This is a genomic window from Candidatus Nesciobacter abundans (genome assembly GCF_008189525.1).
GTDB classification, from domain to species: Bacteria; Pseudomonadota; Alphaproteobacteria; order CAJXXZ01; family 1604HC; genus Nesciobacter; species Nesciobacter abundans.
Genome location: NZ_CP043314.1, coordinates 381,351 through 399,649, shown reverse-complemented (window position 1 = coordinate 399,649; position 18,299 = coordinate 381,351). Strand labels below are relative to the sequence as shown.

General features: G+C 29.4%; 13 protein-coding genes and 1 tRNA gene. 9 read left to right on the top strand and 5 right to left on the bottom strand.

The features are described from left to right. The first annotated feature begins 63 nt into the window (after positions 1-63). A complete protein-coding gene (locus tag FZC36_RS01760; protein ID WP_148972278.1) occupies positions 64-999 on the top strand; it encodes a hypothetical protein in 936 nt (311 codons plus the stop codon). Positions 1,000-1,946: 947 nt separating this feature from the next. Here the strand turns inward: FZC36_RS01760 and FZC36_RS01755 are convergent. The 5 genes from FZC36_RS01755 to FZC36_RS01735 all read right to left on the bottom strand — a co-directional run bounded on the left by FZC36_RS01755 (position 1,947) and on the right by FZC36_RS01735 (position 7,112). Beyond that, a complete protein-coding gene (locus tag FZC36_RS01755) occupies positions 1,947-2,672 on the bottom strand; it encodes a prolipoprotein diacylglyceryl transferase (protein ID WP_148972277.1) in 726 nt (241 codons plus the stop codon). A gap of 99 nt (positions 2,673-2,771) precedes the next feature. Further along, complete coding sequence (locus FZC36_RS01750; protein WP_187440087.1) at positions 2,772-3,284, bottom strand: CvpA family protein; 513 nt, start codon at positions 3,282-3,284, stop codon at positions 2,772-2,774. Positions 3,285-3,432: 148 nt separating this feature from the next. After that, on the bottom strand, positions 3,433-4,752 hold the full coding sequence (gene radA / locus FZC36_RS01745) for a DNA repair protein RadA (protein WP_148972275.1): 1,320 nt from the start codon (positions 4,750-4,752) through the stop codon (positions 3,433-3,435). Between the two features lie 67 nt (positions 4,753-4,819). After that, positions 4,820-6,604: a transcription termination factor NusA gene (nusA, locus tag FZC36_RS01740; RefSeq protein WP_148972274.1), complete on the bottom strand. Its 1,785-nt coding sequence runs from the start codon at positions 6,602-6,604 to the stop codon at positions 4,820-4,822. Next, positions 6,582-7,112: a ribosome maturation factor RimP gene (locus tag FZC36_RS01735; RefSeq protein ID WP_148972273.1), complete on the bottom strand. Its 531-nt coding sequence runs from the start codon at positions 7,110-7,112 to the stop codon at positions 6,582-6,584. The genes nusA and FZC36_RS01735 overlap by 23 nt, the downstream gene beginning before the upstream one ends. A 171-nt stretch (positions 7,113-7,283) precedes the next feature. Between FZC36_RS01735 and FZC36_RS01730 the strand changes: the two genes are divergently transcribed. The 8 genes from FZC36_RS01730 to rpsF all read left to right on the top strand — a co-directional run bounded on the left by FZC36_RS01730 (position 7,284) and on the right by rpsF (position 17,901). After that, on the top strand, positions 7,284-7,706 hold the full coding sequence (locus tag FZC36_RS01730) for an OmpA family protein (RefSeq protein WP_148972272.1): 423 nt from the start codon (positions 7,284-7,286) through the stop codon (positions 7,704-7,706). A 703-nt stretch (positions 7,707-8,409) separates the two neighbouring features. Further along, the gene (locus FZC36_RS01725) at positions 8,410-9,576 is read left to right on the top strand and encodes an ABC transporter permease (protein ID WP_148972271.1); all 1,167 of its coding nucleotides are present in this window, start codon (positions 8,410-8,412) and stop codon (positions 9,574-9,576) included. Then, positions 9,576-10,400 (top strand): ABC transporter ATP-binding protein, encoded by an 825-nt coding sequence (locus FZC36_RS01720; protein WP_148972270.1) that lies wholly within the window; start codon positions 9,576-9,578, stop codon positions 10,398-10,400. Before FZC36_RS01725 ends, FZC36_RS01720 begins: the two co-directional genes overlap by 1 nt. Before the next feature lie 196 nt (positions 10,401-10,596). Then, a complete protein-coding gene (dnaE, locus tag FZC36_RS01715; protein WP_148972269.1) occupies positions 10,597-14,025 on the top strand; it encodes a DNA polymerase III subunit alpha in 3,429 nt (1,142 codons plus the stop codon). A gap of 382 nt (positions 14,026-14,407) precedes the next feature. Next, positions 14,408-14,482: transfer RNA gene (locus FZC36_RS01710), tRNA-Val, on the top strand. Positions 14,483-14,878: 396 nt separating this feature from the next. Further along, complete coding sequence (locus tag FZC36_RS01705; protein WP_148972268.1) at positions 14,879-15,865, top strand: SPFH domain-containing protein; 987 nt, start codon at positions 14,879-14,881, stop codon at positions 15,863-15,865. A 240-nt stretch (positions 15,866-16,105) separates the two neighbouring features. Continuing rightward, a complete protein-coding gene (locus FZC36_RS01700; protein ID WP_187440086.1) occupies positions 16,106-17,299 on the top strand; it encodes an aminoacyl--tRNA ligase-related protein in 1,194 nt (397 codons plus the stop codon). An 86-nt stretch (positions 17,300-17,385) separates the two neighbouring features. Beyond that, the gene (gene rpsF, locus FZC36_RS01695; RefSeq protein WP_148972266.1) at positions 17,386-17,901 is read left to right on the top strand and encodes a 30S ribosomal protein S6; all 516 of its coding nucleotides are present in this window, start codon (positions 17,386-17,388) and stop codon (positions 17,899-17,901) included. The last annotated feature ends 398 nt before the right edge of the window (positions 17,902-18,299 follow it).

The window sequence follows — 18,299 nt, the reverse complement described above, 5'->3', positions numbered from 1 at the left end:
AGTATTGAATGGCGATATTTTTTATAATAGAATATTAGAGTTAATAAAAGAAAAGGGGATTAAATGAACAAAGTAAAATCTTTACTTAGTTTGGCTGTATTATCTGCAGCTTACTCAAACGCTAAACCAACACTTAGCCTTGGTCTAGGTGCTGCTCTTGTAAAGCAAGGAATGGACATTGAGCTTACAAAGACAAAGCAAATAATGCCAGAAAGCAAGGCAATTGGAGACATAAAGTCTGAAGCATCTTCATTCGTGATTAAGAATGAAGATTCTGAAACAAAAGGAATCTTTAATCTTTTCGGTGCTTATGCTTACTTAAATGCAGGATTGCTAAAAACAGGACCTGTATGTCATGAAATTAGAGCTGCTTTCGGACTTAGAGATGGAAACAGAACATTAGTAGATACAAAATCTACTAAGTATGCTGAGTTTATGGGCATTGCTACAGCTGCATCAACTGCTAAAGCTGACGATGACAATACAAAAGAAGAAAACAAGCAAGAAAACAAGTCTGCTCAATTGTCAGAAGAAAGACCGTTCAACATTGATCTTCATTACATCTTGAATTTCAAGCCAACATGTAGATTTGGTATTTACGCTGGTGGTGGAGTTTCCATGATCAAGACAAAAATCATTTCTTCCTTGTCAGATAATAATTCTGATACAGAAGATAATGATAGTATTAATGGCTATGCAGTAAAATTAAATAAAAAGTATAATGATGTTTCTGAATCATTCTTTGCATTCGTTCCTCAAGCTATTCTTGGATTTAGCATGAACTTTACAAAAAGAATTGCTATGAACCTTGAAGGTTTCGTAGGATTCCCAGTAGGTGGAAAGAAAGAAAACATTAACATGTACAATGGAACATATTCTTTCAAAGGTGTAGAAGGTGCAGCAGCACAAGCTGATTTGCATGACTCCATTTCAATTAAAACCAGAAAGCAAGCTTTGTCATATGGTGGAAGATTGATGGTTTCTTTCAAAGTAATGTAATTCCTTTAAGGAATACCTTTACTTGATATCGGATATTCTTACTTAGTTGTAGAGTTTTTGCTTTAATAACTTTTTGTAAGGTTTCCAATGTTATCTTTTTAGTGTATATATCTTATACACTTTATAATTCTTATAAAGTGAAATCTATATTTCTATTGAATTGATTTAAATTTTATTTATTTTTAATTCTTGAGTTAATTTCTGTTTATAAAAATTATGTTTATTTTCATATCATAATAAATAATAGAATATGTCTAGAAACTATTTAGTTTTAACTTAATTAATATTATTACTTTAATTTTATAAATTACTATGAATTGCTTAATATAATTGTAAAATCATTATAATTCTTATTGGTAATTTGGGTTAATTTAATAAGCTTAATTCATGAGCAACATTAATTTTATGTTTATGATAAATGCCCTCAAAACTCTTTAATTATAGAGCTATTTTATTATATGATTGTAGGTATGGCATAGCGCTTTAATTTACTTCTAAATTATTGTTTCAATTGAAATGTTAAACCTGTTCCTTAGAATAATTTACTATCATAAGTTCCAGACATAGAATTCTTTTATATATATTACTCATTAGCCTTCCTTATATCTATGCAGAAATTAGTGTAATTCACCTAAATCTTATTTACTGTAATAAATAATTGTATATAATTACAAAATACTTATTGAAAATTCTAGAAACTACTAAATCTCAATACAATTAAGCGATTTACAGGTATTAAGTAAAAAAATTCTTAAAGAAAGTTCATTATTTTTCATGAATTAATTTAATAAAAATTAGGAATACTTTGATTGGAAAAAAATAGTATTCGTCTGAATTTTAATTCTCAAGTATATTTCTCAAAGGTTAGGATTTGTCTACCCTAAATATCAAAGCGTAATTAATTTGATTACATAAAGAATTCTAATATTAGCAATAATGCCCTATTTCTAGAACTGTTTTGTTTGTAAATCTCTTTTAATAATTAATCCTATTACTAAGCTTATTAGTCCAAATACTTGTCCGTAAGTGATTTCTATTAAACTATTTTGTAAAAACATACTAGATTCAGTGTCTCTAAAGAAATCTAAAATTATCCTTATAATTCCATAATAAATGAAGAAATATTTAGTAGCATTCTGCTTTCTTTTTGAATTAAGAAGTAAATATAAAACAATGCCTTCTAACAATAGGGAGTATAATTGAACTGGGTGCCTATATAAGATTCCTTTATAAATAAAAACCCTTCCACTTATTTCTCCATTTATGAAATTGGCGAATCTGCCTAACCCTAACCCTATTGGCAGTTTTTTGATAATTTCATTTGATATTTTAAAGAAATCAATGTTAAAAATTTGCGAAGCATAAAACAGATATATTCCTGAAAGTAAAAATCCTCCGAAAAATGACATCCCTCCTTTCCAGAATGAAATTATATTAAGGAATGTTATTTTGTCTTTACTATAGAAGAATATGTACCCTAACCTACCCCCAATTAATCCAAATAGAAATATAAGGCTGATTAATTTATCTAAAAGTTCTATACTGTAATCTTTTTTTAGGTTTTGTAATAAATAAAATCTACATGTAAAATACCCTAATAAATAAGCAACTCCATACCACTTGATTTGTAAGCCGAAAAAATTGAATAAAACTGGGTCTATAAAAATATTCATAAATATAGTTATATTATAAGATTTTTATATAAAAACATAAGTATGTAAATCATTATTTAATTTATAAATTAGTATTTTTTTCCTAATTTATAATATGATTCAATTTTGGAAATTTTCAGTAAAACTTGAAAATCTGTCTGCAGAAAAGTATAGCAAGTTTCTTAATCCTGTAATTACAGAATTGTTAGATTCTAAAATTCTCATTACATAAGAATCTTTTAGCATATCGTTCATTCCTAAATCTAATTGAGATACTATGAATCCTAGCAACAATATAACCATAATTCCTCTTAGTAATCCAAAAATAAAGCCAGCGAACTTGTCTACTGTTCTCATGTGTCCCTTTTTTACATAAGAAGAAACCCTTGATACTAAAGATAGCATTGCAGATCCAACTATCATAAATATACCAAAACCAGAACCAAAACCTAATGCGTATCTCATCCATATTTTAGAAAGGCTATTAAATCTTCCAAACAAAGATACTCCAGCCCAAAAACTAACTAATGTAGATCCTAAAATAGAAACTATTTTTAGAATTTCCCAAACAAACCCTCTTAAAAACCCAAATAAAGAGGAGTAAATTACAATTCCTAAGGATATTAAGTCCATTATTTTACTATTATCCAAAACTTCCTCCGCTCAATAACATGTTATTATAAAAACATATACTTAAAAAAATAACAATAAAAATATCAAAAACATATGCATATATAGCTTGTTTTTAATAATCCTTATTTATAATTTTAATTAATTATTATCAATCTTTGGCTTTAGATCTTAGCCATTGTTGCACTTCTTGTACATGCTTGAATTGAATCAAATCCATTTTGGATGATGTTACCTCTGATTTATCTGGTATGCAAGCAGACTTAAATCCAAGTTTTTCTCCCTCTCCTAATCTTTGATCAACTTGACTTACCGGTCTTATTTCTCCAGAAAGTCCTATTTCTCCAAATACGAAATGATCTTGAGGAACTGGTATCATATACCAAGCTGACATTAGTACTATTGCAACTGAAAGATCTGATGAAGGCTCGAAAACCTTTATTCCTCCAACTATATTTAAATATATATCTTTTCCTGATAACGGAACTTTGCAATGATTTTCTAGAACAGCACATATCATGGCTAATCTTTGAACATCCCACCCAACTACAGCTCTTCTTGGGTTTTGTAAGTAAGAATTTGACACTAAAGCTTGAACTTCTACTAATAGTGGTCTATTTCCTTCCACAGCAGGGAATATACAGGATCCATATGTCAGAGATCTGTTTTTTAGAAATGACTTAGAAGCATCAACTATAGGAATTAATCCTTTATCTCTCATTTCAAAGATACCCATAGAATTCGTAGATCCAAACCTATTTTTTATAGCTCTAATTATTCTCATAGAGTTGTTTCCTTCAAAATACAGAACTGTATCAACCATATGCTCTAAAACTTTTGGTCCAGCTATCATTCCGTCTTTATTAACATGACTTACTATTAAAATAGGTATATTCTTATCTTTTGCCCATTGTATTAGCTTATTTCCACATATTCTGACCTGAGCAATACTTCCTGGCGTTGTATCAGAAAAAGGATCATACAAAGTTTGTACAGAATCTATCATGGCAAGACTTGGTTTTGCATCATTAAGTGTTTCTATTATTTGATCAACATTTGTTCCATACGCACATTCCATATTTTCTAGATTTATGTTTAATCTGTCAGCTCTTACTTTTATCTGATTAAGAGACTCTTCACCTGACACATAAACTACTTTTCCAGGAAAGGATCCACTTATTTGTAATAGCATGGTAGATTTTCCTATACCAGGATCTCCACCTACTAAAGTAACTGAACCAGCAACTAACCCTCCTCCACAGACATGATCGAATTCTGAAATATTAGTCTTGAATCTGATTACTTCATCAGCTTCATCGGATAAAACTTTTAATTCTAGAGGTTTAATAGAAGATTTTCTTACAATATTCTCCATAACACTGTTCCAAGTATTACAACTATCACATTTTCCTTGCCATTTGCTGTAATTTGTCCCGCAGCTTGCACATGTAAATTTAGGAGTTTTACTCATACTTACTAAAGACCCTTTCTTTGTTGATTGAAGTTATATTTTTTATTTTTAACGTAGTTAATTTACTTTAACTAACTTCCTCAATTTTTTCGTTAGATTTTTCAGCTTCTTCAGATACTTCAGATACTTCTTCAGATATGTCTGAAGAGATTTCTTCTGAGTCTACAGATGCGCTTGAATTGTCTGTTTCATGTTGATCAGATTCTTCAGGTGTGCTTGTGTTTTCTGAAGAAAGTTCCTCTTTATTAGTTTTGTCATCATCATTTGCATTTGTATCGCTTTCATTTTGACTACTGATACTATCTTCATTGGTATCCTCATTTTGAGAGTTTTCAGGTTTGTTAGCAAAAGTTTTTATAATTTCAGCACAATCCTCAATGCTATAGTCAGACAAAATCTCATTTAGTTCTTCTGGAGATAAGGAAACTAATTCTATGTTTTCATAAATTTCCTTTTCAGAAAGTGAGCAAGCTTCATAAAAACCTATTTTTTCATGCAAATCTATATCCAATGTGCTTTCGAAATCTTCCTTAAGTGTTTTTATTTGATTTGTCTTGTTTTTATCAAATGCTTTTGTTCTGATTTCATCCATTTCATTTTCTGAAAGATCTGATTGGTATTCTAGCATTTCTTCATCAGTTGCATATGCCAAAAATTCATAAGCTGGAATCCCAGATTCATATAGATTTTCTGCAAATATTTCTGAAACACCTATTTCAGCTAACTCTTCAATAGTTTCTTGCTTTAAGTTTGAATATTTGCTTTCTGGTATTATCGTAATATTGCACCCTACAAGATCTTTTATTAGCCTGATGTTTTGACCTTTGCTTCCTATGACTTTGTAATAATCTTCATCCCTTACAACAATATCAAATTCAGAATTATCTTCATCTTTTATAACTCTTAATGCATCTATTCTTTTTCCTAATGCATTAACCAAAAACACGTCAGTATTTTCAGACCATCTAACTATATCAATCTTTTCTTTTGAAATTTGATCTTCTACAGATCTTATCCTCATGTTTCCTTTTCCTATACAAGCTCCTACTGGATCTATTTCAGGATCATTAGAATGTACAGCTATTTTTGACCTGTTTCCAGCACTTCTTGCAATGGATTTTATAGTAATAATATTGTGTTGTATTTCTGGCACTGCTTCTTCGAAAAGTTTTCCTAAGAATTCAGGGCTTGTTCTTGTAAGTAAAACCTGTATTCCAAATACGCTTTGTTTTACTTCTTTTATACAAGCTTTTATTTTTTGATTGACTCTGAATTTCTCTCCATCAATAACATCGCTATTAAATAAGTATCCTTCACCCATAATCAGATCTAGAACAACATATCTATCTTCTCTTCTTTTTACAGGGCTTAAAAAGAACTCTCCAACTTTTTCTCTAAAGTATTCATATTCTTTCTCTTTTTCTAAAACAGTAAGATTTTTTTCTAGAGATTTTCTTGCGTTGAATGCTAAGGTTCTTGAGTTAAGTAATTTTTGCACTTGCTCGATATCTATAGCATCATTTACTGTGCCTTCGATTTCTGCTTCTGGATCAAGTTTTAGAGCATCTTCTAGAGAAACTTCATTTTTATATTTAGGCTCCTCCACAACATCTTTGATTAGATAAGCTTCTATATTTTGAGCTTTTCTGTTTATTTTTACAGAAACTGGTACATTCCCATTTGCTCTGGAAAGAAGTCTTCTCATAGCATCTTCAAACATTTCTATAACAGAGTCTTCTGAAAGACCCCTTTCTCTAGAAACCTCGGTTATGCTTTGCAAAACATCTCGTGTGTCTATATTTTGCTCTTCGTTAGCCTTTACATTTTTTTTACTTTTTGGATTGGTATGCATCGCTTATTAATTTGGCCTTCCTGATCGTATTATATGGTATAAAAACTTTATTATAAATAGAATTTTCTTCTGATCTTTTGTTTTGTGAATCTTTGTTTAACTCAATTCCATCTGGTAAAATAGACATTAGCTCACCTATTAAGGTTTTACTTTCAGAAATAGGAAATCTAGTTTTTACTTTTATTTCCTTTCCTTTGTGTTCTTCAAAATCTTTTAATCTAGTTAGATCTCTATCGATTCCTGGAGAACTTATTTCTAGATTAGCTTTTATATTATCTACTTTTAGTTTCGTATCTATAAGAATTCCTACTTCAGAGCAGTCTTCATGTGTGATAGGTTTTTTATCTATTCTTTCTATATTAACTCTTGTTATTACAGATCTATATTCATGTACAATTCTTATCATTGTTATCTCATAACCTCTATTTTTGACGAATTCAAAAACAGAATCATATACTTTTAATTCATTTTCATCCAAATAAACTATAATTTTTTCAGCATTGCTCATTGAAGTAACGATAAAACAATTTAATGTAAATTTAAATGTTTTTTATTGATTTGTAAGTTTTTATGATATAGGATTTATCCGTAACATTAAGTTGCCTTGAATGGTTTTTGCTTTTTAGATTTTAATTTTTGAGCAAGATATTTGAGTGATTTAATAGAAAAAGGAGTAAAAATGAATTCATTATTTCGTTTGTCTATTTTGTCTGTAGCTTTGATTTTGACAGGTTGTGGAGAAAAGGATAAGAGTGCATCTTGTTCTGAGCACGTACATTTTGCTAACAATGTATCCGCACCTTCAAAAGAAGAATCTGAAAAAGTTAAGAACTTTGCTGACAAAGTAAAAGGTGGACTATGTAAAGTTCACGTAGAAGGACACGCAAGTGCCGTAGGAAGCAAAGCATACAACCTTGGAATTTCTAAGAGAAGAGCAGATAAAGTAGCATCTCAGTTGGTAGAACACGGAGTAGATGCAAGCAGAATCGAAAAGAGAAGCTTTGGAGAAACAAAGATGAAAGATGACTCTAGCGAAGAAAGAAGAGTTGTTGTTCTATCTATGGGGCCATCCGAATCCTCACACGAATCTGAAGAAGCTTAAATTTTAAAGCTTGAAACAGATCAGTCTTGTTAATATTTAAATTATTGATAAGATAACTGTAAGAGTCGTTTGATTTTATAAATCTAGATATTTATTTAATTTGAATTTTTTTTAATTTAGATCAGTATTTAATTTATTCATTGATTGCGATCTTGAATTAGTTTTGTATAAATTTTTTAATTTTATATAGAGCTTTAGTAAGCTGAATTTTAATCATGGTTTTTGCTATGTTTTGTAAATTTGGTTTAAAAATAAGGAATAAAACCTGAGGGTAAGAAAATTAAAATGTCTAATAAGATGTACCTCATTTTTTATTTACTAGAAAATCCCATTTCTTAAAACCTTACACTAAAAATGGCTGGAGTAATCCAGTCGAATTTTGTCTAACAATTTTTATTTTATAATTAGAGCTGAGTTTAAAAGTGCTTATAAGATTATGCGCAATTTAATTATTTTGCTTTAAAATAGTAGAGATATTCAGACTATATTCAATAATGTATTCTAATTTATTTATTTGTTTTTTATCATCTATTTCTGTTTATTTTATGAATTTAGATTTATTTTTAAAGTGATTTATATGCTTACAATTTTAATTAGTTGTATTGAAATTCACTAGAAATAGATTTGTGACTTTTATATAAAAACTAAATTATATATTATTAACTTAGTGATAAGATTAGCTTTTAGGTATTTTTATATATCTATGACAGGAAAAAGAACCAAAAAAGTAATGTGGATAACTATACTCAGTATAGGATTTAGTTTAGGAATACTAATAAAAACCATAGCGATAATGCGTGGTTTCCAAGAATCTATTTTACAAAAAAGTTTGCATATTTACGGACATATGGATGTAGTGTCTCAAAAAGGATTTAAAGTTGATTTTCTAAAGAAAAAAGATTGGTATGTAAGGTCTATTAAAAATTCTGAAAAACATGGAATGATAAATCATTATAGCAGCACTAAAGGTGTGAAAATCGTATCTGCAGATCCAGAAGACATAGATTATATAATACAAAATAAGTGGATAAACAAAAAATTCCAAAAAAATAAAACTGGAGATGTGGAATCAATTGCAGTGGGTCAGAAACTTGCGAAAGAGTTTGGATTAAGAATAGGAAGTTACGCAGATTTGCTGATACCTCATGGATTTGGATCAAATAATATATCTATAAAAAAAATACGAGCAAAGGTTGTTGGTATTTTCAGTTTAGGGTTTCATTCTTTTGACAGGAATGTAATTTTCACGCTTGGCCATGGGTTGGATAAATATACAATAGGAAATCCTGAAGAAACACATACTGTATATACAACTAATCCTGAAAAGATAGAGAATTATAAAAAAGAAGTTTATAAAGAAAATAGAAATGCATTGAGCGTATGGACTTGGAAAGACACAAACCCTTCCCTAAAACAGATGTTTGTTATGCAGAACTTGGTGATTGGGATATTCATAGGTCTGTTTGTGTTGTGCGCAATGGTTCAAAGCACAAACAGTTTATGGATGTTAATATCAGAAAAAACTAGAGACATAAGTCTGCTTAAAGCTTTTGGAGCTAGCAAAAAACAGATTTTTTGGCTTTTTGCTAATCTAAGCATAATTATGAGTATTTCTAGTGTTTTAATAGGAACATTATTTGGAGTGTCTATGATAAAGATTTTCCCATATATTATGAGTTTTATAAAAAACAGAATGGGTATAAATATTATTCACGGAGATACATTCGGTTTTACAGAATTCTTTCCTAGAATAGAAGTTTTAGACTTGGTTATAATAACCTTTTCTGCCTTTTTTATAATGTGCTTTATATTATTCTTTGCCGCTAGATCAGCTACCAAAACAGATATTTTGAAAGGAATTAATTTCTAATGTTAAAATTTGACAAGGTGTTTTTTAAGTATCCAGACGAAAATAATAACAAATCAAGCAAGCTTAATGAAAACAAAAACCACAAAAGTAATTCTACTAAACATGAAATTGATCACAAATCTGATTATGAATCTTATGAATCGGGCAATGAAAAAGTTTTACAAAACTCAGGAAAGAAGAGTTTAGAAGAAAAGGATTCTGGGGAAAGTTATGTATTGAAAAACGTTTCTTTGGAAGTCTCAAAGGGAGAATCGTTGATTATAGAAGGTAAGTCTGGAAGTGGGAAATCTACATTTCTGAATTTAGCTGGTAAGTTAGAAACTCCTTCTGAAGGAAAGATTTTATTCGAAGGTCAAAACCTGATTGATTTTACAGAACATGAATTTAGAAGAAAAATAAGTTACATTTTTCAATCTCATTCATTGTGGAAGGATTTTACAGTTCTGGAAAATGTGAAAATGCCTTTGCTTATAAAAGGTGTAAGTGAAAATAAAGCTACAAAAATATCAAAACTATGGTTAGATCAAGTAGGGCTTTCAGATCATTTGAATAAGAGTGTAAATGCTATTTCTGGAGGAGAACAGCAGAGAGTTGGAATAGCCAGGGCATTTGCAAGCAGTCCTAAACTTATACTTGCTGATGAACCTACAGGTAATTTAGATAACCAAACTGGTGAAAAAATAATCAACTTATGTTTAAGCTTTTCAAAGCAAAATAATATAACCTTTATTTGCGTTACTCATAATCCAAATTGGAAAAATTTATTTGATAAATCATATACATGTTCCATGGGGAAGATGCATTTAACATCGAGCTTTAACTGATTTTAGTTTATGCTTGGATTTTATAATATTTTCTTTATTGAAGTTTGAACTATGTTTTTGTAGAAAATTTAACAGAATAGAAAAACAGAACAAAGAAATAAAAATATAAGTAAGGTTTTAATGAAGATTATTACAAATTAGTTTGCAAAGAGTATATAAGTAGACAAAGCATGCAAAAAGAATTAAAATTTAGCAGATGTACATTCCTCTAGGGATAAAAACCTCATACTCTCTTTTAGACAGCACTGTAAGAATAAACAAGTTAGTTGAATTTTTGACAAAAAATAATTTCTTAGGAGCCGGATTCATTGATAATCATAATTTGTTTGGAGCTATGGAATTTAATGAAAAATTTATAAATTCTAGCTTAAAGCCAATAACAGGGTGTGAAGTAAAATTGGAAAATGAAAAATCCATAATGATTTATTGTAAAAACTCAGAAGGATACAAAAATCTCTGTTTCTTGCTTAGTAAAAGTTACGAAAATGATCTTAAGAACCCTTTTATATATTGGTCTGATTTAGAAAATTTAATGAAATCTAAGTTAGAGATAGTTAAATCTAAACCAGAGAAAGAACTTAGTTTAGAAAAACTTAATTTAGATGACAAGCACAGCAAGGCTAATAATTCAATTCACTGTGAAGTAGATTTAGAAAGAAATATAGAAAGAAATAGTGAGTTAGGTAAGGTGGATTTAGGCTTGATGGCCATTGCTGTACCAAGTGAAATATGTGAAGTAAATGATATAGAATCATGCGCATTAAAAATGGAAAAATATTTTAATGGATCTTGGTGTGTTGGAATAAGAGATAGGCAAGAGAATGAATTTCTGGTTTGTAAAATGTCAGATTTACATAAAACACCTGTTGTGGCAATTCCTAAGGTAAATTACATAAAAAAAGATGATGATGAGGCTTATGAAGCATTAAAATGTATTAAAAATGGAACTTATTTAGAGTCAGGTTTTTTTAATGATTTCTATTTACAAACACAAGAAGAGCTGGAAGAAATTTTTCATGATTGGAAAGAACCTTTGGAAAACACTTTGTTGTTTGCTAAAAAATGCTCTTTTATACTTGAGAAAAAGAAACCAGAACTGCCTAAGTATACAGACAATGAAAATGAATGTTTGCGAGAGCAAGCTATAGAAGGAATTGAGAAAAAAGGTATTACAAAGCTAGAGAATTCTCAAGAATATGTGGATAGATTGAATTTTGAGTTAGGTGTCATAATCAAGATGAATTTTTCTGGTTATTTCTTAATAGTTGCAGATTTCATAAACTGGGCTAAAAAAAATGGTGTTTCAGTTGGTCCAGGAAGAGGTTCTGGAGCTGGTTCTCTTGTTGCTTATGCCATAGGAATTACTGATGTAGATCCTTTGCAGTTTGGTCTAGTCTTTGAAAGATTCCTTAACCCTGGAAGAGTAAGTATGCCTGACTTTGATGTAGATTTTTGCCCTAAAGGAAGAGCGAAAGTAATAAATTACATAGTGAACAAATATGGTAAAGATCATGTCGCGCATATAGTTACTTTTGGTTCTTTGCAATCAAAGGGTGTTTTGAGAGATGTTGGTAGAATATTACAAATACCCTACCCCGTTATAGATAGATTATGTAAGGCCATTCCAAGCATACAAGGGTTTAATGTAACTTTAGAAAAATTCATGGAAAATAATGCTGATTTAGAAAAGCAAATGAAATCTAATCCTAATATAAAGAAACTATTTGACCTTAGTTTAAGACTTGAAGGATTATTTAGACATGCATCCATACATGCTGCAGGTATAGTTATAGGAAGTAAGCCTTTGCATGAAATGCTTCCATTGCTTTTTGATGAACACACAGCTGTAACTCAGTTTTCTTTGAATTATATTGAAACTGCTGGTTTGGTGAAATTCGATTTACTTGGACTTACAACTTTAACTATCATAAGCAAAACTTTAGATGTGATTTCTGATAGGAGAAGTGGAGAATGTGATTTAGGTGATGTACATAGTTCAGTAGGTTCAGTAAGTGAAAATATGCTAGATATAAGCAAAATACCTTTAGAAGATGATAAGACTTTGGATATGCTGTCTAAAGGGCACACTGTAGGTATATTTCAATTTGAAAGCAAAGGAATGAAAGAAGTTCTTGTTGGATTGAAGCCTGAATCATTTAAAGACTTAATTGCTGTTATTTCTCTTTACAGACCTGGTCCAATGGAGAATATACCAAAATTTATCAAAGGTAAGCATAAAGAAATAAAAATAGAATATTTATATTCTGAGATGGAAAAAATACTAGAATCTACATATGGAGTTTTTGTTTACCAGGAGCAGGTTTTGCAGGTTGCAAGAGATTTGGCTGGATATAGTATGCAAGAAGCTGATTTGCTTAGAAGAGCCATGGGTAAAAAGAAGCCTGAAGAGATGGCAAGGCATCAAAAAGAGTTTATAAAAAGAGTTTGTGAAAATACTAAAAGTACAAAACAAAAAGCAGAAGATTTGTTTAATCAAATAGTAAATTTTGCTAAATATGCATTTCCTAAAGCTCATGCTACTCCATATGCACTTATAAGTTATCAAACAGCTTATCTGAAAGCTAATTACACAATAGAATTTATGACAGCTTCAATGATATTAGAGCAACAAAATACTGAAAAATTGGCAGAATTGATTTACGAAACAAAAAGAATGGGGATAAAAATATTAAAGCCTAATATAAATAAATCTGAGCGTGATTTTAAAGTGGAGAATGATACAACAATAAGTTTTGGGCTTTCTGCTATAAAGAACGTAAGTGGATCTTGTATAGAGGAAGTTATATCTAAAAAACCTTTTGTAAATATGCAGGATTTCTACGACAGAGCAAGTATAAATAAGAAAACCATGGAATCTTTTATAAAAGCAGGTGCTTTTGATGATTTAGAAAGAAACAGAGCGAAGATTTTTAATGAGTTTAATTCTGAGAAAGTTAAGAAACGTAAGATAAGTTTGTTTGAAGTGATAGAAGATGATATTCAAAAATGGACTGAAGAGGAAGAAGCGAATTACGAGTTTGAAGTAATAGGATCTTATATAGATCACCACCCTCTTCATAAAATAAATCCTAATAATTTTGGTATAAAATGGATTTCTACTAGACCCACAAAAGAAGAAGATGTTGAAGCTGTAGGTTTGTTAGAAAATTTGATTACTAAAAAAAGTCAGAGAAATAAGATTTACAAGATTGGTATAGTTTCAGACCCTTGCGGTATGTGGAGATTTATAGCGAATGATTCTGCAGAGCTGGCTGCTTTACATAAAAAAATGGTTTGGATTTCAATGCAAGATAAAGGTAAGTTTTTGTCAGTGAAAAATATATACCCTTTGTCAGAAAAACTAAAAAGAATTAGCAGAATAAATGTAAAAATAAAATCAGAACAAGATTTACTTAATGTGAGCAAAAAGCTTAAAGAGCATATAATAAGTCCTAGTGTAAGTAAGGATACAGTGGATTCTTATGATGAAATATACAAAAAACCAAGTGGAATAGAGCTAATGTTAAGATTTGAACAACAGCCCCCCTTGAAAATTGGTTACGTTAATTGGTCTGATAGTCTAATGAATTCTATAAAAGATATAGATTGGGAAGCAGAATTTTAGTTGCATAGTGTATTATGCTTATATAAATTATTACTACAGAAAACCTACCCTTCTGATAGCTTTTTATTCTAAAAACCTACCTTTCTGATAGCTTTTTATTCTAAAAACCTACCTTTCTGATAGCTTTTTATTCTAAAAACCTACCTTTCTGATAATTTTTTTATTAAAAACCTACCCTTCTGATAATTTTTTATTAAAAAATCACCATGCTGATAGCTTTTTATTCTAAAAGATTCTTTGTGCATACTACTTCTGTTTGTTTGTGTTTATTTAATATTTTGTTCAATTTTAAATTTATATTTATGTTCATGCGTAGAGTTTTATTTGAATTGTTTTTAATGTGAATATTGTAAAAAGTGTTAAAAAGATGTAAAGTTGTTCCGAGTGATTAGCTCAGCGGTAGAGCACCTCGTTTACACCGAGGGGGTCAACAGTTCAAATCTGTTATTACTCACCAGTGATTTAGATGTACAAGCTTATTTCTTTGTTTGTTTGATTTATTTTGTGTATCTTGAATAAGTTTTTAATTTATTTTTTGCTGTTAATTTATTACTTTTATACCTAAATAAAAGCAAATTGGTTTTTGATTTTGTTATAAAATCAAAAAGTTTAAAACATTACATTATAAATAAAATTTAACAAAATCCAACAAAATTTAAGCTTTAAAGATTATTATATTTATATTATCAATTTATTTAGTAATTTGATTTACTTGTGAGAATATATTGACCTCTTTAAACCTGCTTAAGAATATCTGTATCTGCATAAATATGGAGAAATAATACAAATTTGTGCTAATCTTAAATGTTTTCAGCACACTATTTTTTTAGCTTTAAAGTGATAATATGCCTATATGATTAATAATGACGTTTTTATATATGTAGGTGTGTTCGTTTTAGTGGTTGTTTTTATTACAATCACATCATCTCTTTTCATAGTAGAGCAACAAAAGGTAGCTTTGATCGAAAGATTGGGTAAATTTTCTAGAATTTCTGGAGCTGGATTACATTTTTTGACTCCTTTTATAGAGAAAGTATCTGGAGTTATCAGCTTAAGAATTAAGCAGTTAGATGTTTTGGTGGAAACAAAAACTCAGGACAATGTTTTTATAGATATAATGGTTTCTGTGCAATATAAAGTGCTTCCAAATAAAGTTTACGAAGCATTTTATACTTTAGATAATGCTGAAAAACAAATTCAATCTTTTGTTTTTGATGTAGTTAGAGCTAGAGTTCCTTTGATAGACTTAGATGATGTTTTTTCTAAAAAAGATGAAATAGCTATTTCTGTAAAAGATGAACTTCAAGAAGTTATGAATAATTTTGGTTATAACATAATAAAAACACTTGTTACAGATATTAAGCCGGATTCTAGAGTAAAGACTGCTATGAATGAAATTAATGAAGCTCAAAGGTTGAGAGTTGCATCCATGGAGCGCGGTGAAGCAGAAAAAATACTTAAAGTAAAACAAGCTGAAGCAGAGGCAGAAAGCAAAATACTTCAAGGAAAAGGTATGGCTGGTCAAAGAAGAGCAATTATGGATGGATTAAGAGAATCACTTGATGAGTTTCAGAAGCAGATTGGAGATGCTGACCCACATGATGCGATGACTCTTATAATGATGGCTCAGTATTTCGACACTATTAAAGATTTAGGCTTACATAGCAATCAAAATACTATACTAATACCTCATTCTCCAGGTGGAATGAATGATTTGTTCAATCAAATTAGGAATTCAATAATTACTGGTAATAAAATGTCTGATGATATGAATAGTAATACATCTGAAAAAAAATCCACAAAGAAATCTACATCAGCTAGTAATTTTTCTAAATACTAAAATAGAGATTTCTAAAAAGAATTAAGAAAAATCTAACTTAATTCTAAATAATTCTAAATTTTCGTTAAATTCTACAAAATCTAATTAAAGAATATTTTTTGTGTAAATTGAGCGTATAATATTTTACCAATTAGATTTATTTTATGGTTTTATTTAATTTTTGTTAGTAATTTGTCTAACAAGTTTTTTGTAATTTGATAGTATGAATATACAAATCTATAGATATAAAAAGGAATGATAATGAATACATCTAAAAATGATAATTATAGCTCTAATTGTGAGTCTCTTGGTAAGTTTTTTATACCCACAAAAAAAGACTCTGATGAATTTTCAGAAACAGCAAAATTGATGATGAAAAGTGGAATGATACATAAATTGTCTTCGGGTATATATGCTTGGCTTCCGTTAGGGTACAAAATTCTTTCAATCGTAGAGAAAATAATTTCTGATAAATTTGAGGATATTGGATTTAATAGAATGTGTTTACCAACTTTGCATCCTGCATCTCTTTGGATAGAAACTGGAAGATATGAAGTTTATGGAAAGGAAATGTTAAAGATAAAAGACAGGAATGAATCAGATCTTGTTTTTGGACCAACCGCAGAAGAAGCATGTGTGGATATGGTAAGGAATAAAATAAAATTGCATGACCTTCCTGTAAAAGTTTTTAACATACAGTGGAAGTTTAGGGATGAATTAAGGCCAAGATACGGAATTGTAAGATGCAGAGAATTTTTGATGTGTGATGGATATTCATTTCATGAAACAGAAAAAGATGCTTTGGATTTTTACGATAATGTTTCAGAAGCTTACAAAGAAGTATTCGATGAGTTAGGTTTGGATGTTATTTCAAAACCAGCTGAAACAGGGGAAATTGGAGGTTCTAAAAGTCATGAGTTCTTGATTGAATCTGAAATAGGCGAAGACACAGCAGTGGTAGATGGAGTTGAGAAGAGTTTTATGGAGTTAGGTCATATTTTTCTGCTTGGTACAAGATACAGTGAGCCAATGAACCTAAAAGTAACGAATAGTGAGAATAAAACTAATGCATTGGTTATGTCCTGTTATGGAATTGGTGTTTCAAGGCTTGTAGGGGCTTTGGTAGAGAAATATAGTGTAGAAAATGGAATTAATTGGCCTAAAAATATAGCCCCATTTAAAATTACAATTTTGAATATGTGTAAGGATAGCGAAAAAGCAGATAAAACTTGTGAGAAAATACGTAGAAAATTTTCTAAAACAACATATATCGTAAGTGGTAAAAAATCACCTGGTGAGAAATTTGCTGTTTCAGATTTGATAGGATCTCCTATTAAAATTATTATAGGAAATAAGCAGTTAGAGAGTGATTCTGTAGAAGTTAGAGTAATATCTGATAAAACTCATTATATAAAAATAGATGAAATTATAGATTTCTTAGATAAGGTTATTTAGATAAATTTATGCTGGATTTATTGTGTTACTTTGCTTCTCTTACAATTCTTTAAAGTTTTTGATACAGTATGTCCAGGAGGCGTTAATTGCGCAATTACAGGTTAAACTGTGTACTGAAACAAAACATATCAGAAGAAGAAGCTGAAAAAGTAGTTGATCAAATTTCAAAAGAAATTGACTCTTTAGGCGGAAAAGAAGTATCAAGGAAAAATTTTGGACTGAACAAGCTAAAATATGAAATACAAAGAAACATAAGAGGACATTATATTCTTATGGACTTTAATCTTCCTTCTGAACAATCAAAAAAACTTGTAAACACATTAAAATTAAACAAGGATTTGATCAGATACATGATCAGATTACTGGACAAGAAAGAAAGACCTTTGACAGAAGTTCAAAGTTTATTTGATCCAATCAGAGACCCTAGAAATAGATTTGCTGAGAATAAAATAGATTATCTAAGAGATACCTCTAGAATGACAACCCCTCATGGTCGTATTTTAGCTCCAAAGATATTAGGCTTTAGTGCTAAAGAAATGAGAAGACTTTCTAAGGCTATAAAAGAAAGAAGATTTCTAGCTTTAATGCCATACAAAGCTTAATTTTTACTTAATTCTTGTTCATTAATTTATATTCCTAAGGAAAACTTAGCTTTTATATTTTATGTACAAAACAAGAAAATATTTCAAAACCTTTAAATATTTTTAAGTTTCATTTTAATTTGCACTATTGGTTTTTGTTCTAAAAACTGTTTTTTAAGTGAAATCAATATATAAATCTTAAACTATAAGGTTAAGGTATTTGATTTCCATTTAACCAACTATCGAATCAAAGTTATTTCTTAATCAGTTTTCACATTTGTATAAAAATTAATAATACTTTTAATAAATAGAAAAGAATTTATTTTATAAATTTATTTTTATATTAAAATGAGTTGATAGCTCATATATCTAAATTTTTTTAGTATTAGTTTTTTAGTAATTTGTAATAAGTGTTATAG